This window comes from Paludibacillus litoralis, assembly GCF_037646705.1.
GTDB lineage: Bacteria > Pseudomonadota > Alphaproteobacteria > Rhodobacterales > Rhodobacteraceae > Pikeienuella > Pikeienuella litoralis.
On sequence record NZ_JBBHER010000006.1, the window covers coordinates 210,316 to 236,408 of the forward strand.

A 26,093-nucleotide genomic window follows, 5' to 3' on the forward strand; every position below is an offset into this window, starting at 1 on the left:
TCACTGCGCCAGTCGGCCGGGCAGCGCGTTGGTCCAGCCCGAGATCGTGCCCGCGCCGAGGCACACCACCATATCCCCCGGCTGGGCGTGCGCGCGGACGAACGCCTCCATCCCCGGCTCATCGTCGACCGCATGCGCCGACCGATGGCCGTGCGCGCGGAGCCCCTCGACCAGCGCCTCGCGGTCGGCGCCTTCGATCGGCGCCTCGCCGGCCGCGTAGACATTCATGATTCCGACGATATCCGCGTCGTTGAACGCGCCGCAGAACTCCTCGAACAGATCCGCCAGCCTCGAATACCGATGCGGCTGATGGATCGCGATCAGGCGCCCGGTCGTCGCCGCCCGCGCCGCCTTCAGCACCGCCTCGATCTCCACCGGATGATGGCCGTAATCGTCGATGATCGCCGCGCCGTTCCATTCACCGGCGCGGGTGAAGCGCCGGCTGACGCCGCCAAACGCCTCCAGCGCCGCGCGGATCTCGGCTTCGGAGACGCCAAGCTCCCGGGCGACCGCGATCGCCGCCAGCGCGTTGGAGACGTTATGTTCGCCGGGCATCGGCAGGGTCAGCCCGTCGTAACGCTCGCCGCTTCGGAAGACGACGTCGAACTTCGTTCGGCCTCCCTCGTAGCGGATCGCCTCGCCGCGAATATCGGCCTGCCGGGAGAAGCCGTAGGTCACCACCCGCCGGTCGTCGGTCAGGCCGACGAGGCGCTGCACTTCCGGATGGTCGATGCAGCAGACCGCCAGCCCGTAGAACGGCACGTTGGAGACAAAGGCGAGAAACGCGGCGCGCAGCGCGTCGAAATCGCCGTAGTGGTCCATATGCTCAGGGTCGATATTGGTGACGACGGCGATGGTCGCCGGCAGCTTCACGAAGGTGCCGTCGCTCTCATCCGCCTCGACCACCATCCAGTCGCCGGCGCCGGGCCGGGCGTTGGAGCCGTAGCTCTGGATGATTCCGCCGTTGATCACGGTCGGGTCGAACCCGCCGCCATCCAGCAGGGCGGCGACCATGGAGGTCGTCGTCGTCTTTCCGTGCGTGCCGGCGACCGCGACATTGGAGCGAAGCCGCATCAACTCGGCCAGCATCTCCGCCCGGCGGACGACCGGCAGGGATGCGGCGCGCGCCGCGTCCAGCTCCGGATTGCCGGGCTTGATCGCCGAGGAGATGACGACGACCTCCGCGCCCGCGATGTTCTCCGCGCTCTGGCCGATGAAGATCCGCGCGCCCATCGCCGCCAGCCGGTCGGTGATCGGGCTCGTCCTCAGATCGGAGCCCTGAACATGGTAGCCGAGGTTGAGCAGCACTTCGGCGATCCCGGACATGCCGATGCCGCCGATGCCGACGAAATGGATCAGCCCGATATCGAGCGGCAGAGCGGTGGTCATCATTTTACAGATTTTCCTTTTCCAAGGCGTTCGACCAGATCGGCGAGCCGCGCGGCCCCGTCGGCGCGTCCGGCGCCGCGCGCCGCGGCGGCCATCTCCGCCGCCCGGTCCGGCGCGCCGAGAACCGCGCGGATGTGCCCCGCCAGCGCCGCCCCCGTCAACCCCGCCTCGGGCGCGAAGATCGCCGCGCCGGCCGCCGCCAGCGGCCGCGCGTTCGCGCTCTGATGATCGTCCATCGCGGAGGGGTAAGGAACGAGGATAGAAGGCCGGCCGATCGCCGCGAGCTCGGCCACGGTCGACGCGCCGGCGCGGCTGATCACGAGATGCGCCGCCGCGATCCGGGCCGGCATGTCGGTGAAAAACTCCGCGATCTCCGCTTCGATCCCGAGATCGCGGTAGGCGGCGACGAGGCCCGCCGCCTCCGCCGGGCGGGCCTGCTGCGTGACCCGCAGCCGCGCGCGAAGCAGGACCGGCAACGCCGCCGCCGCCTCCGGCGCCAGCCGCGCGAAAACCGACGCCCCCTGGCTGCCGCCGAAAATCAGCAGGTTCACTTCGCCTTCCGGCCCCGGCGGAGCGTAAGGGACGGCCATCGCCGCGCGCGCCGCGGCCCGCACCGGGTTCCCGATCTCGAGAAGCCGCGCGCCTTTCGGCGCGTTCGACGGGAGAGAGACGCCGCAGGCGACCGCATCGACCCGACGTGCGAAAAGCCGGTTCACCCGGCCCAGAACGCCGTTTTGCTCATGGATCAGCACGGGCGTCCGCCGCCAGAGACCGGCGACGAGCGCCGGCACGGCGGGATAACCGCCAAACCCGGCGATGACGGCCGGTGGGTCCGCCGCGAACCAGCGCAGGGCCTCCAGGACGCCTTTCGCGATTCGGAACGGCGCGGCGACCCTGGCCAGAGCGCCGCCCCGCGAGAAGGTCGCGGCCGCAAGCGCGCGCCGCGTCACCTCCTTCGGAAAGCCGCCCGCATACCGGAGGCCGCGCGCATCGGTCGAGAGCGCGACGCGCCAGCCGCGCGACAGCATCTCCTCCGCCAGCGCCTGCGCCGGAAACATATGCCCGCCAGTGCCGCCCGCCGCGATGACGAGAAGCGGCGGCGCATCCCTCGCCGGCTCGGTCATCGGCCGGCGCCGATCCTGTCGGTGACATGATCTTGCGGCCGGTCCCGCGTCAGGGCCAGCATCAAGCCCATCGCCAGACCCGACGCCAACATCGAGGAGCCGCCATAGGAGATGAAGGGCAGCGTCATCCCCTTCGCCGGCAACAGCGTGAAGGTGACGCCGATGTTTATGAACGCCTGCAGACCGAACATCACCGCCAGCCCGGAGGCCGCGACCCGCGCGAACGCATCCTTTTCCCGCATCATCCGCCGGAGCGCGCGGAGCGTGACGAAGAGAAAGAGCCCGATGATGACGAGGCAGAAGGCGAGCCCGTATTCCTCCGCCGCCACGGCCATCACGAAATCGGTATGGGCGTCCGGCAGCGACCATTTCACCGACCCCTCGCCCGCGCCGACCCCGAACAGGCCGCCCTTCAGGATCGCGTTGGTCGCGTAGCCGATCTGGCTGGTCGGATCGATGTCGGCGGCCCAGAAATCATTGATCCGGCTCGCGACATATTCAAAATTCGTATAGGCGAACCAGATCAGGCCGACGCCGCAGCCGACCAGCCCCACCATCAGCCAGATCGGCGCGCCCCAGACGAAGAACATCGCGCCCCACGAGGCGACCACCAGCAGCGCCTGGCCGAAATCCGGCTGAATGGCCAGCGCGCCGATCACCGCCACGGTGATGAGGAAGGAGAGCGAGACCCCCGGCGGCCCCATCGGCCGAAGCGACGCCGCCATCATCCAGCCGGTCAGAACCGCCAGACCCGGCTTCAGAAACTCGGACGGCTGCACGGAAAGGCCGAACGAGTACCAGCGGACCGCGCCCTTGCCGAAGTCGGTGCCGAAGAGCGGCAGAAGCGCCACCGCCGCGAAGGCGAGCAGGAAAAGCCGCACGCCGTTCCGCCGGACCTGATCCGGCGACAGCACCGACAGCGCCAGCATCAGCCCCACGGCCATCGCCGCGAACACCGCGTGCCGGGTGACGAAGTAAAACTGCGGCAGACCATTCTTCTCCGCCAACGGCACCGACGCGGCGAAACTGATCAGCAACCCGACAAGGACCAGCAGGATCAGCGCGAGGAGCGAAAGCTTGTCGATCGTCCGCCACCAGCGGCCGAGAATGGAAGGATCGACGAAACTCTCCGGCGCCGCGCGGAACGCAAAATCGGTCATCCCCGCCCTCCGATGATGCGCCGCGCCGCCTCGCGGAAGGCGTCGCCGCGCGCTTCGAAACTGCTGAACTGATCGAAACTGGCGCACGCGGGAGAGAGCAGAACGACATCCCCCGACTCCGCCTCCGCCGCGGCGCGGGTGAGCGCCGTCTGAAGGTCGCCGCACGTCTCATGCGGCGCGTCGCCGAGCGTCGCCGCGAACTCCGCCGCCGCCGCCCCGATCAGGTAGGTCTTCACGATACGCGGAAACAGCGGCGCAAGCGGCTCGATCCCGCCAGCCTTGGCGACGCCGCCGGCGATCCAGCGGATCCGCTCATAGGTCGAAAGCGCCTTTTCCGCCGCATCGGCGTTGGTCGCCTTCGAATCGTTCACGAAGGTCACGCCGTTCGCCGCGCCCACGGCCTCCATCCGATGCGGCAGGCCGGCGAAGGTCGGCAGCGCCGCCGCGATCGTCTTCGGCCCGAGCCCGAGCGCCCGGCAGGCCGCCCATGCGGCGCAGGCGTTCTGATGATTGTGGCGCCCCTGAAGCGCCGGCGCTGCGCGCATGTCGAACGCGGCGGCCTGTTTTTCCTTGCCCCATTCGGTCAGGTGGCTCTTGTTCATGAAGACGGAGCCCACCTCCCCCCGAAGCCGCGCCGCCGCCGAGATGCGAACCACCCGCGCGCCGTCCGCCGCCGGATCGCGCGTCGCCGCCGCCAGAAAGCGGCCGTGCGGATCGTCGACGCCGATCACCGAGACATCCGGCGCGCCGAGCTCGAAGAGCCGCCGCTTCGCCGCGAAATACCCGCCGAGCCCGCCATGACGATCCAGATGATCGGGCGAAAGATTGAGAAAAACGGCGACATCCGGCGCCAGAACCCGCGCGAGATCGAGCTGATAGGAGGAGAGTTCGAGCACCACCGCCTCGCCATCCGCCGGCGGATCGAGATCGAGAACCGCGCGGCCGATATTGCCGCCCATCTGCCTTGGCCGGCCGGCGGCGCCGAGAATATGGTCGATCAGCGCCGTCGTCGTCGATTTGCCGTTGGAGCCGGTGACCGCGACCACCTTCACCTCCGCCCCCGACATCCGGACCGCGCGAAAGAAGAGCGAGATATCGTTGTCCACCAGCGCGCCGGCCGCCGAAGCCGCCGCGACCGCCGGATGCGGCGCCGGATAGAGATGCGGCGCGCCCGGCGAGACGACGAGCAGCGACGTCTCGCGCCAGGCGTCGGCGCGGGTCAGATCCTCGATGGTGAAGCCGGCCGAGGCGGCCGCGTCCCGGGCCGGGGCGCCGTCATCCCAGCAGATCGGCTGCGCGCCGCCCGCGCTCAACGCCCGCGCGGCCGCGAGGCCGGACCTTCCGAGCCCGAGCACGCCGACGCGCCGCCCTTCATATCCGCGTACCGCGATCATGCGCGCGCCCTCTCCATCGCCGGGGCGAGAGCCCCGCTCCTTCGCCGGTCGAGCGGCGCCGCGGCGCTTTCGGATGCCGTCATCGCCCGCGCTCCTATCTCAGTTTCAGCGAAGCGAGCCCGATCAGCGCGAGGATCACCGCGATGATCCAGAACCGGATCACCACCGTCGGCTCGCGCCAGCCCTTCTGCTCGAAATGATGGTGGATCGGCGCCATCCGGAAGACCCGCTTGCCGGTCAGCTTGAAGCTCGCCACCTGCACGATGACGCTGACGGCCTCCAGCACGAAAAGCCCGCCGATCACCGCCCAGACGATTTCATGCTTCACCGCGACCGCGATCGCGCCGAGCGCGCCGCCGAGCGCGAGGCTGCCGGTGTCGCCCATGAACACCATCGCCGGCGGCGCGTTATACCAGAGAAAGCCGAGCCCGGCCCCGATCAGCGCCGCGGCGAAGACGGTGATCTCCCCCGTTCCCGGCACATAATGAAGCTGGAGATACTCGGTGAAGTCGGTCCGCCCCACGACATAGGCGATGACGCCGAGCGAGCCCGCCGCGATCATCACCGGCATGATCGCCAATCCGTCGAGCCCGTCGGTCAGGTTCACGGCGTTGGCCGAACCGACGATCACCAGCATCGCAAACGGGAAGAAGACGAACCCGAGCGGAATCAGCATCTCCTTCAGCACCGGCATGGCGAGCTGGGTCTGCAGCGCCTCCGGTTGAAGCCAGGTCGCCCACACCGCGGCGATTGCGGCGATGACGAACCCGATCAGCAGCCGGATCTTGCCGGAGAACCCCCGATGGCTGTGTTTCGTCACCTTCTGATAATCGTCGATGAACCCGATCGCCCCGAACCCGAGCGTGACGAACATGACCAACAGCACGAAACCGTTGTCCATCCGCCCCCAAAGCAGCATGGAGACGATGATCGCGGCGAGGATCATCATTCCGCCCATGGTCGGCGTTCCCGCCTTTTCCAGAATATGGCTCGCCGGCCCGTCCTCGCGGATCGGCTGGCCCGCGCCCTGCATCCGGCGCAGCCGGTTGATGATCGGCCGCCCGAACAGGAAGCCGAACAGCAGCGCGGTGAAAAACGCGCCGCCGGCCCGGAACGTGATGTAGCGGAAGAGGTTGAAAAGATCCCCCCCCTTCGAAAGCGGGGTCAGGAGTTCATAAAGCATCTCAGCCCTCCCCGTGATCGGGCCGCGCATGGCCGATCCGGCGTATCGCCGCGACCACCGGCGCCATGTTCGCGCCGAGCGATCCCTTGACCATCGCCACGTCCCCCGCGTCCAGCTTGCGCCCCGCGACCGCCGCCAGCTCTTCGCTGGTGGCGAACCATTTGCCGCGCCGCTCCACCGGGAGCGCCTCATGGAGCGCCCGCATCAGCGCTCCGCATGTGTGGACCACGTCCACCTCCTCCATCTCCCGCGCCTCCGCTAGGGCCGCGTGCATCGCCTCTCCCTTCGGCCCGAGCTCCAGCATGTCGCCGAGAAAGGCGACCCGCCGCCCCCGATCGATCCGGCCGACATGGTCTTCGGGCTTCGCCGCCGACAAGACCGCCAGCGCCGCGCGCATCGAGACCGGGTTGGCGTTGTAGCTTTCGTCGATCAGCGTGACCGCGCCGTCGACGCCGCTGTCGCCGATCTCGATCCGCCAGCGGGAGCCGCGCCCCTCCGGCGGCGTCCATCGGCCGAGCGCCAGCGCGGCGCGGGCGATATCCGCGCCCGCCGCATCCGCCGCCGCCAGCGCGGCCAGCGCGTTCAGCGCGAGATGCCGGCCCGGCGCGCCGACCTTGAACATCAGCGGGCGGCCGCGGAGCGTGGCTTTCACCACCGTCGCGCGCGTGGCGAGGCGCAGGCTTTCGAGGCGGGCGCCGCCCTCGGCCTCTTCTCCGGCGCCGAAGGGGACGACCTGAAGCCCCCGTTCCCGCGCCGCCGCGGCCAGCCTGGCGAAATGCGCGTTGTCCGCGTTCAGCACCGCGACGCCGCCCGGCGCCATTCCCTCGAAGATCTCCGCCTTGGCGTCGGCGATGGCTTCGACGCCGTCGAACGCCTCAAGATGCACCGCCTCGACCGTGGTGATGATCGCGACATCGGGCCGCGCCAGCCGGGAGAGCGGCGCGATCTCCCCCGGATGGTTCATGCCCAACTCGACCGCCGCGAACATGACGCCGGCCGGCATCCGCGCCAGCGTCAGCGGCGCGCCCCAGTGGTTGTTGAAGCTCTTTTCCGCCGCGTGGGTCGGGCCGCTCGCGCCGAGAGCGCAGCGCAGCATCTCCTTCACCCCGGTCTTGCCGACCGAGCCGGTGACCGCGACGACCTTCGCGCGGGTTCGCGCGCGCGCCGCGGCCGCCAGCCCGCGAAGCCCGGCGAGCGTGTCCTCCACGATCAGCAGCGGCGCGCCCGGCGGCAGCCCGTCGGGGATGCGCGAAACCATCGCCGCGCCGGCCCCGGCGTCGAGCGCCGCGCCGACGAAGTCATGGCCGTCGCGCGCATCCGCCAGCGCGACGAATAGATCGCCCCCCGAGAGCGCGCGGCTGTCGATCGAGACGCCCGAAGCGCTGAAATCCGTCGTCGCCCGACCCGAGGTCGCCGCCGCCGCCGTCTCGGCCGTCCAGAGCGCGTCCCTCATGCGGTCTCTCCCCCGTCAAGCGCCGCAACGGCGGCCCGCGCCTGCTCCGCATCGTCGAACGGGTGCGTGACGCCGCCGACGACCTGCCCTGTCTCGTGCCCCTTTCCGGCGATCAGAAGCCGATCTTCGGGCGACAATGCGTCGACAGCGGTGAGAATCGCCTCAGCCCGATCTCCGATCTCGGTCGCGTTCGGACAGGCGGCGCAGATCGCGGCGCGGATCGCGGCCGGGTCTTCGCTCCGCGGATTGTCGTCGGTGACGAACGCCATATCCGCCCCGACGCAGGCCGCGCGCCCCATCTCCGGGCGCTTCCCCCGGTCGCGGTCGCCGCCGGCGCCGAACACCACCAGAAGCCGGCCCGGCGTATGCAGACGGAGCGCCGCGAGCGCCGTCGCGAGCCCGCCCGGCGTATGCGCGTAGTCGACATAGATCGCCGCGCCGTTGGCGCGGGTCGCGACATGCTCCATCCGGCCGCGCACTCCGGTCAGCTTCTCCATCGCGGAGAAAACGGCGGTCGGCTCCTCCCCCGCGCCGATCGTCAGAGCCGCCGCGGCCATCGCGTTCATGCCCTGAAACCCGCCGATGAGGTTCAGCCGGACCCGATGCGCCGCCCCGCGCCATTCAAGATCGAGCGCCTGGCCGCCGGCGTCGAAGCGCGCGTCGATCAGGCGGAGCCCGCGCGCCGCCTCCCGGTCGCGCCCGAAGGGGATGATCTCCAGCAATTTCGCCGCCCGCGCCGCGGCGGGATAGACCGCATCGTCCGAGTTCAGAACCGCCGGCGCCCCCGCCGGCAGCAACTCGGAGAAAAGCCGCAGCTTCGCCCCGAGATAGGCGTCGAAATCCTTGTGATAGTCGAGATGGTCGCGGCTGAGATTGGTGAAGGCGCCGCCGGTCAGCCGCGCGCCGTCGACCCGATATTGCGCGAGCCCGTGGCTCGACGCCTCCATCGCCGCATGGGTGACGCCCGCCTCCGCCAGCTCCGCCAGCAGCCGGTGCAGCGTGATCGGATCCGGCGTCGTCATCGAGAGCGGCCGGGCCACCGCGCCCTCGACGCCGACGGTGCCGAAGCTGGCGGCCGATCGGCCGAGCGCGCAGAAGATCTGCCGCGCGAAGCTGGCGACCGAGGTCTTGCCGTTGGTCCCGGTGACCGCGAGCAGAACCTCGGGCTGCGCCCGATAGAACGCGGCGGCGACGAGCGCGAGACGGCGGCGCGGGTTCTCGTCGATCAGGAACGGCGCCGGCCATGATCCGATATCGGCCCGCGCCCGCGCCGCGCCCTCGGCGCTGGTCAACACCGCCGCCGCGCCCATGCGGACGGCGTATTGCGCAAATTCCGCGCCGTCGAGCGCGCCTTTCAGCGCCGCGAAAAGATACCCCGGCCGCGTCTCCCGGCTGTCGGCGCAAAGCCCGAGGATCGGCGTGGCCGGGTCGGGCGCCGGCCCCCGGCAGTCGAGGTCCGCGAGGCCCAGCGAGGCGAGCGTCGCGGGCATCAGAAACTCACCCCGTCGACGAGGGCCGCGCCCGCCGGTTCAACCGGCTGAGGCGCGGGACGCATGCCGAGCAGCGGCGCGATCCGCTTCACCGCCAGCCCGGCGGTGGGGGCGGCGGTCCAGCCGGCGGTGCGCCAGGTGCGGCCGTAGCGAAAGGTCGACGCCTCATCCAGCGTCACCACCAGCACGTATTTCGGAGCCGACATCGGAAACGCGCCGGCGAAGGTCGAGATCGTCTTCGATCTGTCATACCCGCCCCGCGCCGCCTTGTCGGCGGTGCCGGTCTTGCCGCCGACCTCATAGCCCGGCACCTCGGCGAAATTGGCGGTGCCCTTCTCCTCGGCCACCACGGCGCGCAGCATCTCGCGGAGCGAACGCGATGTCTTCGCGGAGATCACCCGCGCCGCCTCGGTCGGCGGCGGCGCGTCGAGGCGCAGCGTGGGCTCAACCCGCAGACCGCCGTTCAGAAGCGACGCGTAGGCGGCGGCGAGATGCAGTTGCGTCGCCGCGAGCCCGTGCCCGAAGGAGATCGTCATCGTCGAAAGATCGCTCCACCTGTCCGGGAAGAGCGGCTGGCCGAGGCTCGCTTCCGCGATCTCGACGCTTGTCGGCTTCATGAACCCGAGTTTTTCGAGGAACGTCTTCTGCGCCGTCGCGCCGATCGCCAGCGCGACGCGCGACGTGCCCACGTTCGAGCTTTCGACGATCACGTCGCGAAGGCTCAGTTGCGGCGGCATCCGGTGGAAATCGCTGATCCTGTATTTGCCGACCCGGATCGGCCCGGTGGTGTCGATCATGGACTCGGGCGCGTAAACGCCGCTGTCGATCGCCTGCGCCGCGGTGAACAGCTTGAAGGTGGAGCCAAGCTCATACACCCCTTCGGCGACCCGGTTCATCATCGGCCGCGTTTTCGCGATCTTCGGGTCGTGCGTGTCCGGACGCGCGTTCGGATCGAAATCCGGCAGGCTGACCATCGCGAGGATCTCACCGTTCCGCGCATCCATCAACACCGCCGACGCGGCGATCGCGCCGAACTCCGCCATCGCCTCGCCCATCACCTCGGTCAGCGCCGCCTGCGCGACCAGATCGAGCGACAAGGCCAACGGCGCGCCGGCGCGGGCGGGGTCGCGGAGTTCTGCGTCGAGGCTCCGCTCCACGCCCGCCAGCCCGACAAGCTCCGCGTGATCGACGCTCTCCTCGCCCGTGGTGACGCCGCCGAGCACATGCGCCGCGATTCGCCCCGCCGGATAGAGCCTGGTCTCCCGGCGCCCGAAATAGACGCCGGGAATGCCGAGGTCATGCACCGCCTGACGTTCCGCCGGGCTCGCCGGGCGCTTGATCCAGACGAATTTCCGGCCCGGCGCGAACCTTGCGCGCACGATCTCTTCACTCAATTCCGGCAGGGCGGATGAGATGAGCCGCGCCGCCTCATCCGCGTCGACGCCAGCGCGCGCGGTCTCCGCCGGATGCGCATAGATCGCCCATGTCGGCAGATTGACCGCCAGAAGCCGCCCGTTCCGGTCCACGATCGGGGCCCGGTCGGCCGCGGCCGCCGTCGTCGATGCGGGGTCGAGCCGCGGCTCCACGGGCTCCGCCGCCGCCAGATACGTCATGCGCCCGGCCAGCGCCGCGAACCCGGCCAGAAAAAACACGGATACGACGAGGAGCCTCCACTCGGCGCGATCGGCGCGCGCGCGGCGCGTCGCTTCGCGCGAGCGCTCACGGCGCGCCGCGCGACGGGCGAGCGCGGCTTCGGCGCCATCTCCAAGCACCCGCGCCAGATCGGCGCCGGCGCTCATCTATTGATCCTCATCGGGTCGCTTTCCCAGGCGCGATGCGACGGCCGCGCAGGCGTAGCCGTCGGCGCCGCAGGCGCGCTCCTCGCAGGCGCCGCCGGAATCAGCACCGGGATCGCGGGCTCAGGCGCGGCCGCGCGATGCGGCGCAGGCTCGCGCGCTTCGGCGATGACCACAGGCTTCGGCGCCTTCGGCGGGGAAGGCCGCGCCGCCTGGCCGCCGCCGCTCCGGCGCGCCGGCTCCTCCGGCGACAGCGCGTCGAGATCGATCAGCGCGACCGGCGCGAGCCCGTCGTCAGGCTGCCTCATCGGCGCCTCGGACAATTCGGCGAACCGCGAGGGCTTCATCGGCTCGAGCCCGAGCGCGTCCTGATTGGCCGCCACCAACCGATTCAGCCGATCCGGCGAATTCAACCACGCCCACTCAGCCTGCAGCACCTGAATCTCCTCTCGCTCGGCCGCGATGGCGCTATTGAGCTTCGCGATCGACTCAAGACGCCCCTGCGTCGCGTAGGTCGTGCTGTAAGACCAGAACGACGCCACGACAATCAGCGCCGCCCCGACGACATAGAGCACCCAGCGCATCAGCTTCGCCCCGCTTTGCGCATGGCGTCCGGCATGCCGAGCGCCGCCGCCGCCACCGCCGCCGCCGGCGCGCCGGTGCGCCGCGCGACGCGCATCCGGGCGGAGCGGGCGCGCGGGTTGCGCGCGATCTCCGCCGCCGACGGCTCCAGCGCCTTGCGGGTGAGGATTTCAAAACCGGGCGTCGGCGCCGGAGCTTCGGGCGCATGGCGCGAGCCGCCCGGCGCGGCGCCCCCCCGAATGCGCAAGAACCGCTTCACGATGCGGTCCTCGAGGCTGTGGAACGTGACCACGACCAGAACTCCTCCCTCCTCAAGCTTCGCCTCGGCGGCCCCGAGCCCGCGCGCCAGTTCGCCAAGCTCATCGTTCACGGCGATCCGGAGCGCCTGAAACACGCGGGTCGCCGCGTGCGGCCGGCCGGGTTTCGGCCTCGGCGCGTTTCGCTCCACCAGCGTCGCCAGCGCGAGAGTGCCGGTGATCGGCGCCTCGGCCCGCGCGCGGACGATGGCCCGCGCCAGCCTGCGCGCGCCCCTCTCCTCCCCATAAAAAAAGAAGATATCGGCGAGCGTCGATTCCTCCGCTTCGTTGACCAGATCCGCCGCGCTCGGCCCGTCGCCGCCCATGCGCATGTCGAGCGGGCCGTCCTTCTGAAACGAGAACCCGCGCCGCGCCTCGTCGATCTGCATGGACGAGACGCCGATATCGAACACCACTCCGGCCGCCGGCCCATCCAACAGCGTCGCCAGATCGCCGAACCTGCCTTCGACGATGTCCAGCCGGTCGCCGTAGACAGGCGCCCATTCGCGCCCGCGCGCCACCGCCTCCGGGTCGCGGTCGAGCGCGACGACCCGCGCCGCGCCGGCGTCGAGCAGGGCCGACGTGTAACCGCCCGCCCCGAAGGTTCCATCGACGATCACGCCGTCCATGACCGGGGCGAGCGCGGCCAGCACCTCGTCCAGCATCACCGGCCGGTGCAGCGCGCGCGCCGCGGCGAGAGCTGTCGGCGCGCTCACGAGCGCCCCCGATCGCCGGCGCCCGCCCAGTCCAGCTTGTCGAAATTCGCCCGCGCCTTCTCCATCAGCGCCGGGCGGGCCGCGGCGTATGTTTCAGGGTTCCAGATCTGGAACATGTTGACCTTGCCGACGAAGAACGCCTCATCGCCGATACCGGCGAGTTCCCGAAGATCCTTCGGCAGAACGATGCGCCCGGTCTCGTCGAGCGGCAACTGGCGCGCCTGCCCCGCCACCGCATCCGCGAGCGCGTCATATTCCTCGCCGAACGGGTTCATCCGGATCAGAGAATTGGCGAGGTTTTCAAAATGGCGCTCGCCGAATCCGACGATGGTGGGCGCGCCGCGCAGCTCGGGCATGAGGAAGAGAATCTGACTGCCTTCTCCTTGCAGCACCTTGCGGAAAGGCGCGGGGATCGAGACCCGGCCCTTGCCGTCGACCTTGTTGGTCGCGCTGGATGAGAAGAATTTCAGCAAGCGCCCGGGCCTCCCCGCCGGATTCGACATCAATCGGTCCGTCACGCCCCGAGACGCGAAACGGGCCGCGCATCCAATGCGATGCGCGGCCCGCAGCCTGTCCCTCGACGCCTTCTGACTGCGTCCGCCGCTTTTCGCGGTCGTAATCGCCTCGCCGCAACGCGCCCCGGCGCCTGTATGAACCTGCTCTTTTATCGTTTGAGCCAGGGGCCGCTGCTGAGGAAAGGGGATACCATGGGATTACATGGTCTGCAAAGGAAATTTATGCCGCGCAGACCGGTCTCGAGTAATCATATGCGTAAAATTCGACGCACCCATGCGGAAAGATTTTGAATGTTCTCATGATATTCGTTTGATATTCTATTTTTGTTCTATTTTGAGTATGCGAGAGCCAACATATTCAGTGTCCCATGTGAATCCCTGATATTCCGCAGATTCCGATGCGCGTTCCCCGATCGGCCCGGTCGCAGAGCGGGACGAAGGCGAAAAGGGCGGGGATTCGAAAATGAGGGCGGCGACTCGCCGCCAGCGGCGATCCGGAGTGGAGATAGGCGCGGATGGCCTTTACGCCGGGTTCTGTCCTCACGCTTTCGCGCGATGGATGGCCATTCATCTGGGACGCGCGTCGCCGCGCGCCTCATGCGATCAACCCGGCCGGCGGGGCGGAGACCCCCTGCTCCGCCTTTCGGCGGCGCGGCCAGCCCTATTCGATCTTGCAGCCGGCGGGGCTTGCCATGCCGCCCCCGTCGCCGGGGGCGCGGTGGGCTCTTGCCCCACCCTTTCACCCTTGCCTCTCCGAAAAGAGGCGGTTTGCTTTCTGTGGCGCTTTCCCTCGGGTCGCCCCGGCCGGGTGTTGCCCGGCGCCGTCTCTCCATGCTGCCCGGACGTTCCTCACCCCTTTCGGAGCGCGGCCATCCAGCCATCCGCGCCGCTCACCTATGCGCCGGCGCCGGCGCCGTCAACCATTTCCGCGCGGCGCCGGGTGGGCGAGGCCAAGCCGGGCGAGCCGGTCCCAGTCGAATTTCTCGCCCGGGTCGATCTTCCGGCCCGGCGCGACATGTTCGTGCCCGACCACGTTCCGCGCCGGGATCCGCCAGCGCGCCAGCGCGCGCGTCAAAAGCCGGTCCAGCGCCGCCATCTGCGGCTCGGGAAACGGATGGTAGCCATGCTCATGGCCCGGATTGACCAGTTCGATCCCGATCGACCGCGAATTCACATCCGTCTCGCCCTCCCAGCACGAGACCCCGGCGTGCCAGGCGCGGCGTTCTTCGGGCACGAGCGCCTCCACGCGCCCGTCGAGATGGATCAGCCAATGCGCGGACACCTCCGCCGCCGGATCGCAGAGCCGCGCGCGCGCGGCGGCCGCGGTCTTCATGCCGGTGTAGTGGATCACCACCATATCGGGGGGGCCGAGCACACGCCGATTGTGATTTGGGCTTTGCATGGGGCCCGAATCTCGGCCAACCTTTCGGCCATGTCCAGCCGTCCGTCGCCGTTGCCGAATCGCGTCTCGCCGTTTGGGGAGATCGTCGCGGATCCGGCGCGGGGCGGCTGGATGGGCAATCGCGGCGGGCGCATTCATCGGGAATGGCGCATCACGCGCCATCACGCCTCGGCCCGCTGGATCATCTGCCGGCTCGCCTTCAAGAATCGCCGCCGGACGGTGATGAGCGCCGACAGCTACACCGAACTCTTTTTCCTCGATGAGGCGACCGCGTTCGCGGCCGGGCATCGCCCCTGTTTCGAATGCCGCCGGGAAGCGGCCCAGGCCTTCGCCGCCGCCTTCGCCGAAAGCCGCGGCGCCGCCCCGATGAAGGCGGACGAGATCGACGCCATTCTGAAGGCGGAGCGCCGCGCGCGGCGCCCGCTGATCCGGCGGGCGGCGCTCGCCCCCGGCGCCATGGTCGCCGCGGCGGGCGCGGCGTTCCTCTATGACGGGGCCGACTTCCATCGCTGGTCGTTCAAGGGATACGCCCCCGGCGCCCCGGAGGGGCCGCTGACGCTGCTCACCCCCGTCTCGGCCCTCGGCGCGTTCCGCGCGGGCTATCGCCCCGAGATGCGGATCTGACGCCGGACTTCGGCGCAGGGGTTTTCGGCGTCGGGCTGCGGAGCGCGTCCGGATCCCGCTTCAGGCCAAGCTGATCGCGGAGGACCTTCGCCCGCACCTCCTCCACCGCGCCGACGGCGAGGTCGCCGAGCTGGAACGGCCCGTAGGAGATCCGGATCAGGCGATTGACCACAAGCCCAACCGCCTCCAGCGCGCGCCGCACCTCGCGGTTCCGGCCCTCTTTCAACGCGAGCGCGATCCAGAGATTGGCGCCTTGAACCCGTTCGATCTCCACCGTCATCGGCTGAAAGCGCTCACCGTCGATCACCACGCCGCGCCGGAGCGGCTCGAGCCCCGCCTCGTCGATCCGGCCATGCGCGCGGGCGCGGTAGCGCCGGGTCCACCCGGTCGCCGGCAGCTCCAGCCGCCGTTTCAGCTCGCCGTCATTGGTCAGGAGCAGGAGCCCCTCGGAATTCAGGTCGAGCCTGCCGACGCTCATCACGCGCGGCAACTCCTCCGGCAGGCGCTCGAAAACCGTCGCCCGGCCCTTTTCATCGCGCTCCGTCGTCACCAGCCCGGCGGGCTTGTGATACCGCCAGAGGCGCGGCGGCTCGGCCTCTCCGATCTCGGCGCCGTCGACCTCGATCCGGTCGCCCGGCCCGACATTCAGCGCCGGGCTCTCGATCCGTCGGCCATTGACCCGAACCCGCCCGGCCACGATCATCCGCTCCGCCTCGCGGCGCGAGGCGATTCCGGCGCGGGCGAGGCGCTTTGCAATTCGCTCGCCTGTGGTGTTGTCATCGGCATTCTGCATTCAAGCCGCATAAGCCGGAGAGGAACGGAATGAAAGCGAAAAGGCGTCCAGCCCAGCCCCGCGCATGAGCGGCTTCGCCTCATATATGCGCGAAGCGCTGCGCGAGGCCGAAGCCGCCGCCGCGCGCGGCGAGGCGCCGATCGGCGCGGTGATCTCGCGTCCGGGCGGCCCGATCATCGCCGCCGCCGGCAACCGCACGCGAGAGATGAACGACCCGACCGCGCATGCGGAGATCCTCGCGATCCGCGCAGCCTGCGCCCGCCTTGGCGTCGAGCGTCTGCCGGGGGTCGACATCCATGTGACCCTGGAGCCTTGCGCCATGTGCGCCGCCGCGATTTCCTTCGCGCGGATCGGCCGGCTCTATTACGCGGCCGCCGATCCGAAGGGGGGCGCTGTGGAGAGCGGCGGCCGGTTTTTCGCGCAGCCGACCTGCCATCACGCGCCGGAGGTCTATGGCGGGATCGCAGAGATGGAGGCGGCGGCGCTCCTGCGGCGGTTTTTCCGCGCGCGCCGCGATCCGAGCTAGCGGCGGATGATGTTGACGCCGGGGCCGACCCCGTAGGTCGGGGTCTGGTCCCGGCGCAACCGATCGACGGTCACGCCCGGCCGGCGCGACAACTGATCGCTCTGATCGCGGATGCGGCCGGATTCGTCGAACACCGCCCGCCCCGCCTCGCGGCGGCGGCGCTCCGCGGCGGTCTCCTCCCGGTCGAGGCTCCGCTCCGAAGCGCCCTCGGACGATTCCGGCGGCGCGTCCGGCTCGGCGACGGCGAACGGGGCGAGCGACGCCGCGACGAGAAACGCCAACGCCGCTCCCCGGATCATCTCACCGCGACTCGTCGAACCGGAAATCCGTCCGGCTTCGCCGGCTCAAGCTCCGTTTGGACCCGCGCGTGCCCGGCGTGAGAAGCGAATCGAAATCGAAACTGCCCTTGGAGCTCAGATCGCGCTGATCATAGCCCGACCCATGGCTGAAAGGCGGCGGCGTATAGGGTCTTATGTCGGCCCCCGGCGAGATAAACGGCTCCGTATTCGGCCCGCCAACCGGCTGGCCGGCGGATGGCGCGTTCAACGACTGGGCCATCGCGCCGCCGGCGAGCAGGGCGTAGGCGGTGAACGACAGAATCGGCAGGCTCAGGCGCTTTGGCATCTTGGTCTCTCCTGCTTCAAAGATGGGTTGCGCCCCGCGACTTTCAACGGCGACCGACCGCGCCCGCGCTCGAATATGATCAGATCGCGGCGATCAGATCGTGATCGCCTCCAGAACTTCCGTCTCCACGATCTTCGCGCCGGGCACATCCATCTCCGCCGCCGATTGCGCCAGGATCGGAAACGTCCGGTAGTGGCAGGGAATGATCGTCTTGAACTTGAAGAACTTGCGGCAGGCCCACGCGGCGCGCGGCGGATCCATGGTGAAATGGCCGCCGATCGGGACGATGCCGATATCCGGCTGATGAAGCTCCGCGAAAACGCCCATGTCGGCCATCACGTCGGTGTCGCCCATGAAATAGATCACATGCCCCTCGGCCGCGATCATGAAGCCCGATTCATGGCCGGTGTAGACGGGGCGCCCGTCGACCATGGTGGAGGCGGAGTGAACCGCGTTCACCATCGTCACCGCGACGTCGCCGAGATGAATCGTGCCGCCCTTGTTGAAGCCGATCCCCTCGATCTTCTCGGTCTGCGTCACCCAGGTCACCCAGTCGTAGATGCCGGCGACCGGCGCGCCGGTGGCGCGCGAGATCTCCGCCGCATTGGCGGCGTGATCGTCGTGGCCATGGCTGACGAGGATATGGGTCACCCCCTTCACGGCCTCGTCGAATCGGGACTCGTCAAAACTCGGGTTTCCGCGAAGCCACGGGTCGATCAGAAGAATCTGATCCGCCGCCTCGATGCGAAAGCTCGAATGGCCAAGCCAGAAGATCTTCATGAGCGGTTTCTCCCTTCGCAATCCATCGGGCGACTTTCCACCGTCACGCCGGCTCGCGCAAGGGCGCAGGGGCGCATCCGTCCGCGCTTCAGGCCCGGCCCAGCTCCTCCCCCCGGGCTTTCGCCGCCGCGACCGCCCGCTCCATGAGCGGCTTCAGGCCGCCGGGGCCCATCAGCACCTCGAGCGCCGCGGCCGTGGTGCCGTTCGGGCTCGTGACCTGCTCGCGAAGCCGCCCCGGCTCGACGCCGCTTTCCGCCGCCAGCCGGCCGGCGCCCATCACCGTCTGCTTCGCCAGACGCTCGGAGAGGTCGGCGGGCAACCCCGCCGCGACGCCCGCCGCCGCCATCGTCTCGATCAGATGAAAGACATAGGCGGGTCCGGAGCCGGAAACCGCGGTCACCGCGTCCATCAACCCCTCATCGTCGATCCACGCGACCTCGCCGGAAGCGGAGAGAAGCGCATCGGTCAGCGCCTTCGCCCCCGCGTCCACCTCCGGCGTCGCGTAGCAGACCATCATGCCCGCGCCGATGGCGGCCGGCGTGTTCGGCATGCAGCGGATCACCGGCGCCTTCCCGCCGAGCCCGGCGCGAAGCGTCGCCACCGTCACGCCCGCGGCGACCGAGGCGAAGACCGCGCCGGCGAATCCCGCGTAATCCGGCAGAACCGAGGCGATCACCTGCGGCTTGACCGCCAGAAAGATCAGATCCGGCCGGAGCCCCTCCGGCAGATCGCTCCGCGCCGCCACCGCGGCCGCGCCGAGCGCCGACGCCCGCGCGCGAAGCTCCGGCGCCGGCTCCACCACATGCGCGCGCAATGTCGGGCGCGCCGTCAGCCAGCCTTCGAGCATGGCCCGGCCCATATTGCCGCAACCGACCAGAAGCACGGTGTCCGTCATCGTCGTCTCCTTTTCCCGTCCCGCATCAGGCGCGGCGCGCCGCCGCGCGTCAAGCGGCGCGCTCTCGCCAGCGGCGGCGAACCGCGCTAATGGATCGCCATGACATTCATTTATCGCATAATCGATTTGGGCGCGCGCCTGTCTCGCGCCGTCCGATGAGCGCCGGGAAGACGCGCGCCGCGCCCGCCGGCCGCCGCGGGCTGGCGGTGCTGGCGGCGCTCGTCACGGTCGCGATATGGGCGAATTTTCTGGTCACGACCGGCGGCGCCGTCGGCGCCGGGCTCGGCGTGGTCGAACTCGGGTTTCTGCGGGCCGTGGTCTGCGCGGCCGCGCTGTCGCCGGTTCTCTGGCGGCTCGGCGTCTATCCGAAGGGGCTCGAGCTCTGGCGGTTTCTCACCATGGTGCTGGGCGCCGGAGCTTCGTTCATTTTCCTGATGCCCGCAGGGTTTCTTTTCGCGCCCGCGGCCGACAGCGGAATTTTCGCGCCTGGGGTGCTGCCGCTGCAGGTCGCGGTTCTCGCGGTGATCTTTCTCGGCGAGCGAATCGGCAGGGTCCGCGTCGCCGGGTTCGCGCTGATCTCGGTCGGCGTTTTCGCGGTCGGCGGCTGGGACGCGCTGAGCGCGGCGTCGGACGGCGCCTGGCGGGGGTATCTGCTCTTCTCGACCTCGTCGCTCACTTTCGCGTGCTACACCGTGGCGCAGCGCGGCTCCGGTCTCAGCGCGCTGGAGGCGACCGCGCTGATCTCGTTCTGGTCGGTGCCGATCGCGGGCGCCGGCGCGCTGATCTGGGGGCTCGATTTCAGCGCCGCCTCGCCGTTGGTCATCGGATGGACCGCGCTTGCGCAATTCGGCTCCGGCGTGGTCGCGATCGTCACCTACACCTATGCGATCATCCATCTCGGGCCCTCGCGCGGCGCCGCCTTCATCGCGCTGACGCCGGCGGTGGTGGCGCTGGCCTCCGATCTCTTCCTGGGGCAGCCGGCGCGCCCGCTGATCTGGGCCGGCGTCGCGGTCGTCTCCGTCGGCGTTCTGATCGCGTCGGGCGTCATGGAGCGGCGGCGGCCCGCGCCGCTGGAGATCGAGGCCGCTTGAACAGACGCTGCGCGCATTCGATAGTGCGGGCCTGACCCGCCTAGGAGCATTCACGATGGACCCCGCGATCTGGTGGACGACGGCCGCGATTCTCGGCCTTCTTCTCATGTCGGCCTTCTTTTCCGGTTCGGAGACCGCATTGACCGCGGTCAGCCGCGCCTCGCTCAACCGGCTCGCCTCGAAGGGCGAACGCGGCGCGGAGACGGCGCTGAAACTGACCGAGAACAGCGAGCGCCTGATCGGCGCGGTGCTGCTCGGGAACAATCTCGTCAACATTCTCGCGGCGGCGCTGGCGACGCATCTTTTCACCCGGCTGCTGGGCGAAGCCGGCGTCATCTGGGCGACGCTCCTGATGACGTTTCTCGTCCTCGTCTTCGCGGAGGTCACGCCGAAGACCTACGCCATCACCAACCCGGAGACCGCCGCGCTTCGCGTCGCGCGGCCGATTTCGATTCTGGTGCGGCTCTTCGCGCCGGTGGTCGACATCATCCGCCTGCTCGCGCGGGGCGCGCTGCTCGTGTTCGGCGTCAGGGCCGACCCGGACGCGCGCATCCTCGGCGCGCACGAACAGATCCGCGGCGCGATCGACCTTTATCACTCGGAAGGCGGGGTGGAGAAGGTCGCCCGCGACCGCCTGCTCGCCACGCTGGACCTGGGCGCGCGCGAAGTCTCGGAGGTCATGCGCCACCGGCGCAATATCGAAACCATCGACGCCGACTGCGAGCCTCGGGAGATCGTCGCCTTCTTCCTCAACTCTCCGCACACGCGGATCCCGGTCTGGCGGGAGAACCCGGAGAACATCGTCGGCGTGATCCACGCCAAGGATCTCCTGCGGGAGGTGGACCGGCTGAGCCGGGCGGCGGAGCCGGGCCGGATGGCGCTGGAGGATTTCGACGTGATGGCCGTGGCGATGGAGCCCTGGTTCGTGCCCGACACCACCTCGCTCGACGAGCAGATGCGCGAATTCCTGCGCCGCCGCAGCCATTTCGCGCTGGTCGTCGACGAATACGGCGACCTTCAGGGCCTGATCACGCTTGAGGATATTCTGGAGGAGATCGTCGGCGACATCGCCGACGAACACGACCCGGAGGCCACCGCGCTGGCGACGCGCAGCGACGGCTCGCTCGAGGTCGACGGCGAGATGACCATCCGCGACCTGAACCGCTTCGGCGACTGGAACCTGCCGGACGACGAGGCGACGACCATAGCCGGATTGGTGATCCATGAGGCGCAGGTCATCCCCGAGGTCGGGCAGATCTTCTCCTTCCACGGGTTCCGCTTCGAGGTTCTGGCGCGCGAGCGCCACCGGATCACCCGGATGCGGGTGAAACCGCTCGACCATCAAGGCGGCTGATGGCCAAGCGCTTCCACCGGCAGGCGAGGCCCGGGCCTCAGTTGGTCAGGCGCACATCCTCGATCGGGTAGCCGAGTTCGCCCTGATGCCCGTAATTCTCCATATGACAGGCGCTGCACGCGGTTTCGACGTCGACGGCCTGCGGCGCGCCGTTCTGCGAAACCATCATGTAATACCAGTCGTTCGTCTCCGGCGAGACGCCGGCGGCGACCTTCTCCATCAGAAAGAGCGGCCCGCGCCGCGTCGCGCCGTCGTCGCCGATTGAAAAGCTTTCCTTGGCGATGACGGTTCCGGCCGGAATCTCCGGATCCTCTTCGTATTTCGTATAGGCGTCGAAGCCGATGTCGTTCACATAGGTGAAAAGGAACCGCGAGGAATGGAACCCCGGATTGGCCGGCGCGATCGACGCCGCGCGCCAGGTGCGGTAGTCGCGCACGAATTCCTCCGGGACCCAGCGCTTGTCGCCCTTCTGATAGCCGGCGTAGAGATCGTCCTTCAGGCAATTATAGACATCGAGCGCCTGCTCGTGGGTCAGGTCGTAAGGTCCAGCCGGCGCGACGCATTCCGCCGCTGTCGCGCTAGTGGCGCCAGCCGCGAGGCCAACGCCGGCAATCAGAAATGCAGCCGCCTTCAATCGGGGCATTTTCGTCCTCCTGCTTGTGGTCGCTTGCGACAGGGCGCACGCCGCTGCCGCAATGCTCGTGAAGACGATGATTGCCGCACGGCCGGTCCGCACGCCACGCAATTCATTTGAACTCTGCGTGAACGCCGGGCCCCGGCGTGACGGGAGCGCGGCGTCAGCGCCCGGCTGGCGCCGCCAGCGCCTCGATATCCTCTTCGAGCGCGCCGCTCGCCTTCACTTCCCGAAGGATGAGCGCGATCTCGCGCTCGGCCGCATCCCGCGCCGCGCCCGCGAGCCTGGGCGCGAGCCGGCGCAGCGCGGAGAGAGCGGCGCCGGAGACAAGCAGATTGTTCCGGCTGGCCTGACGGATCGGCGCGAACGCGAAGCGGATCAGATCGTCCAGCCCGGTTCCCGGCGTGATCACCCGCGCCGCGCCGGCCCGGTCGCAGGTGACGCCGGGGTTCAAGCCGCGCGCCCCGGCCTCGGCGAAAGACGCGGCCAGCCGGTCCATGCATGTGATCGCGGTGAAACTGTCATTGACCCCGGGGGAGAGCGCGCGGAGCGCGATCTCGAGAAGAAGCGAGACCGAGAAGCGCAGATCCCCCTCCTGCGTCCGGCGGCCGCCGAACGTCACCGAGGCCAGCGCCTCCGCCGCCAGAGCCTCCGCATCCGGCCCGATGACGCGGCCGATGCGGTCGCCTTTCAGCACATGGTCTCCGGGGCCGACCGCCAGATCGACGACGTCGCCCCGCGCCGCGGCGCGCTCGGCCAGCGCCGCGGACGCGATGGCGTCGACATAGCCCGAGGTCTCCGCTCGCAGCTCCACCTCGTCGCCCTCCGGCAGGACCAGATCGCTCCGGTCGACCGCGCTCGACATCGCGGCCATATCGGCGATCCGCTGATCGAGATCCTTCGCGATGGCCGCGATCTCTTCATCTATGGTGACGCGCTTCGCGATCCGGTCGACGAAAAGAATGAGCAGAAGGATCGACGAAAGCGCCATCAGGCCCGCCACGGCCACCGGCGCCAGCACCGGCCCGCCCGATGAAAACACCAGCGTCGTCAACGCATGGAGGAAAAGCGCGCCGAGCGCGCCGATCGCGAAATGGCTGACCCGATCCTTCGAGAACCGCTCCAGAAGCCGCGGCGCGATGGAGCCCGCGGCCAGCGTGAAAACCACGAGCGTGATCGAATAGACCAGCCCGAGCGCCGTCATCGCCGCGCCGGCGAGGGTGGAGAGCATCTCGCGCGCGATCTCGGGCGAGACGCCGTACGCGCGCGCCAAATCGGGCGCCGCCCCGTCGAACAGGATCGTCGCCGCCGCCGTCGCGAGCCCGCAGAGCGAGATCGCGCCCGGCGCCGCGATGAACCCGCCCAACCTGAGGATGCGTGTCAGCCGGCCTTGAAGGAAAATCGCATATCGCGTCACCCGCGCCGCGCCCGGCGCCGCTCAGACATGCTGCCCGCCATTGATCTCGATCTCGACGCCGGAGACGTAAGAGCTTTCGGGCGTGCAAAGATAATAGATCGTCCGCGCCACCTCCTCCGGCTTGCCGAGGCGGCGAAGCGGCAGCGTCTTGACGATCTTCTCGGTGCCGGGAGAGAGGATCTCGGTCTCGATCTCACCGGGCGCGATGGCGTTGACGCGCACGCCGAGCGGGCCGAAATCATGCGCCATCTCGCGCGTCAGCGCCGCGAGCGCGGCCTTTGACGTGGCGTATGCGGCGCCGGCGAACGGGTGCACGCGCGCGCCCGCGATCGAGGTGACGTTGACCACCGCGCCCTTCGCCGCCGCCAGCTCCGCCTTCAGGCCCCGCGCCAGCACGACGGGGGCGAAAAAATTCACGTGAAAGACCTGCCCCCAGGTCGACAGGTCGGTGTCGAAGGTGTCGAGCCGGGCGCCGTCCTTCCCTTTCGGGCTGATACCGGCGTTGTTCACCAACGCCTCCAGCCGCCCGCCGGTCAGGCGGCTGCGGATGTCCTCCACCGCGTCGATGGTCGACTTCGGGTCCGAGAGATCGACCTGGATATGGTCGTCCTCCCCCGCCTCCCAGGGGCAATCCTCCGGAAACGGATGGCGTGAGCAGGTGATGACCCGCCAGCCGGCGGAGGAGAACCGCTTCACCGTGGCGTGGCCGATCCCGCGCGAGGCGCCGGTCAGAAGAAGGGTCTTGCGCTCAGACATGTGAAGCTCCGGAAACTGGGCGGCGGGGCGGGGCTTCCACCGGCCCCTCATTCTATGCGTTGAGGAGCGCAGCGTCCAGCGAAGCCGGCCCGCAAGGCGGCTTTCGTCGCTTGTTCCAGCGGAGCCTTCGGGAGTAACCAGAAATGCGGATGACACAGGAGAACGCCATGAAAAGCAGGATGGATCTGGCCGAACTCGCGCCCGACCTCTATCAGGCGGTCGTCTCGCTCGACCGGGCCGTCAGAAAATCCGGCATCGACGCGCGGCTGCTGCATCTCGTGAAGATCCGGGCCTCGCAGATCAACGGCTGCGCGTTCTGTCTCGACATGCATGTGAAAGAATCGCTGGCGGACGGGCTCGACCCGCAAATGCTCCATCTCGTCGCGGCGTGGCGGGACTCCTCCTTCTTCGACGAGAGAGATCGCGCCGCGCTCATGTGGACGGAAAGCGTCACTCTCGTCGCTCAGACCGGAATCCCCGACGCGGACCATGACGCCGTGCGCGCGGTGTTTTCAGACGCCGAAATCGCCCAGCTCACCTTCGCGATCTCCGGGATCAACGTCTGGAACAGGCTCATGGTGAGCGCGCGAAGGCCCCACCCCGTCTCGTGAGCGAAGGCCGGACCGCGCGTCAGGTTCCGCAGAACGTCCGCGCCACGGCCTCGCCCTGGCGCGGCGGCGCGGCGTAAGGCTCTCGCCCCGGCTGCGCCGCGAACGGGGCGGAAAGCACCGCGTTCAGGGTCTTGAACGGCGTGAAATCTCCTTGGTATCCCGCCGAAATCGCCGCCTCCACCAGGTGATTGCGCGGGATGTAGAGCGGGTTGACCGCCCGCATCGCCGCCGCGGCCCCGCCCCCGACCCGCCCGCGCCAATCGGCCAGCCAGTCCTCAAGCGGCGCAGGGTCCGCGAACAGCCCGCTGAGCGGCGCGTCGTCTCCGTCCGCCGCGTCGGCGAGATGACGAAAGGCGAGGGTGAAATCCGTCCGCTCCGCTTCGAGAAGCGCGAGAAACCGGTCCGTCAGCGCCCGATCCGGCGCCGGGAGGCCAAGCTTCGCGGCCATCAACGCCAGCCACTCTCCCTCGAACCTCGCCGGGTAGGCGCCGAGCAGGTCCTGCGCGATCCTCACCGCCTCCCCCTCCGTCTCCGCGAGGATGGGAACCAGCGCGATCGCGAGGCGCGCGAGATTCCAATGACCGATTCCCGGCTGCATGCCGAACGCGTAGCGGCCCCCCTGGTCGATGGAGCTGAATTTCTTCTTCGAATCGTAGCCGTCGAGAAAGGCGCACGGGCCGTAGTCGATGGTCTCGCCCGAGATGGTCATGTTGTCGGTGTTCATCACGCCGTGAATGAAGCCGAGGCTCATCCAGCGCGCGATCAGGCGCGCCTGCGCGCCGATCACCCGCTCCAGAAGCGCGGCCGCCGGATTCGCGCCCGAAGCCCCGGGGTAGTGGCGCGCCAGCGCGTGATCGGTCAGCCGCCGGAGCGCGTCCTCATCCTTCTGATAGCCGAAGAACTCGAACGTGCCGACGCGGATATGGCTCGCGGCGACGCGCGTGAGGACGCCGCCCGGAAGCGGCCCCTCCTCGCGCAGCACCGGCTCGCCCGTCGCGACGACGGCGAGCGCCCGCGTCGTCGGAACGCCGAGCGCCGCCATCGCTTCGGAGATGATGTATTCGCGCAGGACCGGCCCGAGCGGCGCCCGCCCGTCGCCCATCCGCGAATAGGGCGTCGGGCCCGCTCCCTTCAGCTGGATGTCGCGGCGCGCGCCGTCGCGGCCGAGAACCTCGCCAAGCAGGATCGCGCGGCCGTCGCCAAGCTGCGGGACCCAGCCGCCGAACTGATGCCCGGCGTAAACCTGCGCCAGCGGCTCCGCCCCGAGGGGGGTCCGGTTCCCGGCGAGCACCGCGACGCCGCCAGGCGCCGCCAGCCGCGCCGCATCGAGCCCCAACTCCGCCGCCAGCGCGTCGTTGAGCTGGATCAGCCGCGGCGCCCGCACCGGCGTCGGCGCCAGCCGCGCGAAGAACCGATCCGGCAGCCGCGCGTAGGAATTGTCGAAAGGGATCGTCGGGGTCGTCAGCTCATCCATGCATCGCCTCCTTC

At 69.5% G+C, this 26,093-nt stretch carries 25 protein-coding genes, 1 other RNA gene and 1 pseudogene; 5 read left to right on the forward strand and 22 right to left on the reverse strand.

Annotated elements, in window-relative coordinates; translation table 11 throughout:
- The 13 genes and pseudogenes from murC to WG921_RS12240 form a co-directional block, all read right to left on the reverse strand.
- Positions 1-1,392 carry a UDP-N-acetylmuramate--L-alanine ligase gene (gene murC / locus WG921_RS12180; protein WP_413788588.1) on the reverse strand — a complete coding sequence of 464 codons (1,392 nt, stop codon included), beginning with the start codon at positions 1,390-1,392 and terminating at the stop codon, positions 1-3.
- On the reverse strand, positions 1,389-2,513 hold the full coding sequence (locus tag WG921_RS12185; protein ID WP_340109511.1) for a UDP-N-acetylglucosamine--N-acetylmuramyl-(pentapeptide) pyrophosphoryl-undecaprenol N-acetylglucosamine transferase: 1,125 nt from the start codon (positions 2,511-2,513) through the stop codon (positions 1,389-1,391). Before WG921_RS12185 ends, murC begins: the two co-directional genes overlap by 4 nt.
- A complete protein-coding gene (locus WG921_RS12190; RefSeq protein ID WP_340109512.1) occupies positions 2,510-3,673 on the reverse strand; it encodes a peptidoglycan glycosyltransferase FtsW in 1,164 nt (387 codons plus the stop codon). Before WG921_RS12190 ends, WG921_RS12185 begins: the two co-directional genes overlap by 4 nt.
- Positions 3,670-5,067 (reverse strand): UDP-N-acetylmuramoyl-L-alanine--D-glutamate ligase, encoded by a 1,398-nt coding sequence (gene murD / locus WG921_RS12195; RefSeq protein WP_340109513.1) that lies wholly within the window; start codon positions 5,065-5,067, stop codon positions 3,670-3,672. Before murD ends, WG921_RS12190 begins: the two co-directional genes overlap by 4 nt.
- Positions 5,068-5,161: 94 nt before the next feature.
- Entirely contained in the window at positions 5,162-6,250 is a 1,089-nt protein-coding gene (gene mraY, locus WG921_RS12200; RefSeq protein ID WP_340109514.1) for a phospho-N-acetylmuramoyl-pentapeptide-transferase, read from the reverse strand.
- A 1-nt stretch (position 6,251) separates the two neighbouring features.
- A complete protein-coding gene (locus WG921_RS12205) occupies positions 6,252-7,703 on the reverse strand; it encodes a UDP-N-acetylmuramoylalanyl-D-glutamyl-2,6-diaminopimelate--D-alanyl-D-alanine ligase (RefSeq protein ID WP_340109515.1) in 1,452 nt (483 codons plus the stop codon).
- Entirely contained in the window at positions 7,700-9,193 is a 1,494-nt protein-coding gene (locus tag WG921_RS12210) for a UDP-N-acetylmuramoyl-L-alanyl-D-glutamate--2,6-diaminopimelate ligase (RefSeq protein WP_340109516.1), read from the reverse strand. The genes WG921_RS12205 and WG921_RS12210 overlap by 4 nt, the downstream gene beginning before the upstream one ends.
- Positions 9,193-10,992, reverse strand: coding sequence for a peptidoglycan D,D-transpeptidase FtsI family protein (locus WG921_RS12215; RefSeq protein WP_340109517.1), 1,800 nt, complete (start codon positions 10,990-10,992; stop codon positions 9,193-9,195). Before WG921_RS12215 ends, WG921_RS12210 begins: the two co-directional genes overlap by 1 nt.
- Positions 10,989-11,573, reverse strand: a complete 585-nt coding sequence (gene ftsL, locus WG921_RS12220; RefSeq protein WP_340109518.1) for a cell division protein FtsL — start codon at positions 11,571-11,573, stop codon at positions 10,989-10,991. Before ftsL ends, WG921_RS12215 begins: the two co-directional genes overlap by 4 nt.
- Positions 11,573-12,583, reverse strand: a complete 1,011-nt coding sequence (gene rsmH, locus WG921_RS12225) for a 16S rRNA (cytosine(1402)-N(4))-methyltransferase RsmH (protein WP_340109519.1) — start codon at positions 12,581-12,583, stop codon at positions 11,573-11,575. Before rsmH ends, ftsL begins: the two co-directional genes overlap by 1 nt.
- Positions 12,580-13,086 carry a division/cell wall cluster transcriptional repressor MraZ gene (locus WG921_RS12230; protein ID WP_340109520.1) on the reverse strand — a complete coding sequence of 169 codons (507 nt, stop codon included), beginning with the start codon at positions 13,084-13,086 and terminating at the stop codon, positions 12,580-12,582. Before WG921_RS12230 ends, rsmH begins: the two co-directional genes overlap by 4 nt.
- A gap of 519 nt (positions 13,087-13,605) precedes the next feature.
- Positions 13,606-13,983, reverse strand: an RNA gene (gene rnpB / locus WG921_RS12235) — RNase P RNA component class A.
- 58 nt (positions 13,984-14,041) lie between these two features.
- Positions 14,042-14,500, reverse strand: a pseudogene (locus WG921_RS12240) (N-acetylmuramoyl-L-alanine amidase); the annotation flags it as partial.
- Positions 14,501-14,611: 111 nt separating this feature from the next.
- On the opposite strand from WG921_RS12240, the gene WG921_RS12245 reads away from it, so the two are divergent.
- On the forward strand, positions 14,612-15,124 hold the full coding sequence (locus WG921_RS12245; RefSeq protein WP_340109521.1) for a hypothetical protein: 513 nt from the start codon (positions 14,612-14,614) through the stop codon (positions 15,122-15,124).
- On the opposite strand, the gene WG921_RS12250 is transcribed toward WG921_RS12245, so the two are convergent.
- Positions 15,063-15,917 carry a pseudouridine synthase gene (locus WG921_RS12250; protein WP_340109522.1) on the reverse strand — a complete coding sequence of 285 codons (855 nt, stop codon included), beginning with the start codon at positions 15,915-15,917 and terminating at the stop codon, positions 15,063-15,065. The two genes, WG921_RS12245 and WG921_RS12250, sit on opposite strands and share 62 nt — an antisense overlap.
- A 64-nt stretch (positions 15,918-15,981) precedes the next feature.
- On the opposite strand from WG921_RS12250, the gene WG921_RS12255 reads away from it, so the two are divergent.
- Positions 15,982-16,443: a nucleoside deaminase gene (locus WG921_RS12255; protein WP_340109523.1), complete on the forward strand. Its 462-nt coding sequence runs from the start codon at positions 15,982-15,984 to the stop codon at positions 16,441-16,443.
- Here the strand turns inward: WG921_RS12255 and WG921_RS12260 are convergent.
- From WG921_RS12260 to proC, 4 genes are all read right to left on the reverse strand, one after another.
- Entirely contained in the window at positions 16,440-16,742 is a 303-nt protein-coding gene (locus tag WG921_RS12260; protein WP_340109524.1) for a hypothetical protein, read from the reverse strand. The two genes, WG921_RS12255 and WG921_RS12260, sit on opposite strands and share 4 nt — an antisense overlap.
- 1 nt (position 16,743) lies before the next feature.
- A complete protein-coding gene (locus WG921_RS12265) occupies positions 16,744-17,067 on the reverse strand; it encodes a hypothetical protein (RefSeq protein ID WP_340109525.1) in 324 nt (107 codons plus the stop codon).
- A gap of 93 nt (positions 17,068-17,160) precedes the next feature.
- Complete coding sequence (locus tag WG921_RS12270; RefSeq protein ID WP_340109526.1) at positions 17,161-17,847, reverse strand: metal-dependent hydrolase; 687 nt, start codon at positions 17,845-17,847, stop codon at positions 17,161-17,163.
- Positions 17,848-17,935: 88 nt separating this feature from the next.
- Positions 17,936-18,742 carry a pyrroline-5-carboxylate reductase gene (gene proC, locus WG921_RS12275; protein ID WP_340109527.1) on the reverse strand — a complete coding sequence of 269 codons (807 nt, stop codon included), beginning with the start codon at positions 18,740-18,742 and terminating at the stop codon, positions 17,936-17,938.
- Positions 18,743-18,897: 155 nt separating this feature from the next.
- Here proC and WG921_RS12280 point away from each other — a divergent pair, with 155 nt between their 5' ends.
- Both WG921_RS12280 and WG921_RS12285 read left to right on the forward strand, forming a co-directional pair.
- Complete coding sequence (locus WG921_RS12280; protein WP_340109528.1) at positions 18,898-19,833, forward strand: DMT family transporter; 936 nt, start codon at positions 18,898-18,900, stop codon at positions 19,831-19,833.
- Between the two features lie 55 nt (positions 19,834-19,888).
- Positions 19,889-21,187 carry an HlyC/CorC family transporter gene (locus WG921_RS12285; RefSeq protein ID WP_340109529.1) on the forward strand — a complete coding sequence of 433 codons (1,299 nt, stop codon included), beginning with the start codon at positions 19,889-19,891 and terminating at the stop codon, positions 21,185-21,187.
- A 37-nt stretch (positions 21,188-21,224) separates the two neighbouring features.
- Here the strand turns inward: WG921_RS12285 and WG921_RS12290 are convergent, their stop codons facing one another.
- The 3 genes from WG921_RS12290 to WG921_RS12300 form a co-directional block, all read right to left on the reverse strand.
- Positions 21,225-21,830: a cytochrome P460 family protein gene (locus WG921_RS12290; protein ID WP_340109530.1), complete on the reverse strand. Its 606-nt coding sequence runs from the start codon at positions 21,828-21,830 to the stop codon at positions 21,225-21,227.
- Positions 21,831-21,984: 154 nt separating this feature from the next.
- Complete coding sequence (locus WG921_RS12295) at positions 21,985-23,238, reverse strand: DUF2254 domain-containing protein (RefSeq protein ID WP_340109531.1); 1,254 nt, start codon at positions 23,236-23,238, stop codon at positions 21,985-21,987.
- Positions 23,239-23,259: 21 nt separating this feature from the next.
- Positions 23,260-23,994, reverse strand: a complete 735-nt coding sequence (locus tag WG921_RS12300) for an SDR family NAD(P)-dependent oxidoreductase (RefSeq protein WP_340109532.1) — start codon at positions 23,992-23,994, stop codon at positions 23,260-23,262.
- A 167-nt stretch (positions 23,995-24,161) separates the two neighbouring features.
- On the opposite strand from WG921_RS12300, the gene WG921_RS12305 reads away from it, so the two are divergent.
- The gene (locus tag WG921_RS12305; protein ID WP_340109533.1) at positions 24,162-24,605 is read left to right on the forward strand and encodes a carboxymuconolactone decarboxylase family protein; all 444 of its coding nucleotides are present in this window, start codon (positions 24,162-24,164) and stop codon (positions 24,603-24,605) included.
- Positions 24,606-24,624: 19 nt separating this feature from the next.
- Here WG921_RS12305 and WG921_RS12310 read toward each other — a convergent pair whose 3' ends face one another.
- Entirely contained in the window at positions 24,625-26,079 is a 1,455-nt protein-coding gene (locus WG921_RS12310) for a protein adenylyltransferase SelO (protein ID WP_340109534.1), read from the reverse strand.
- Positions 26,080-26,093: the final 14 nt, after the last annotated feature.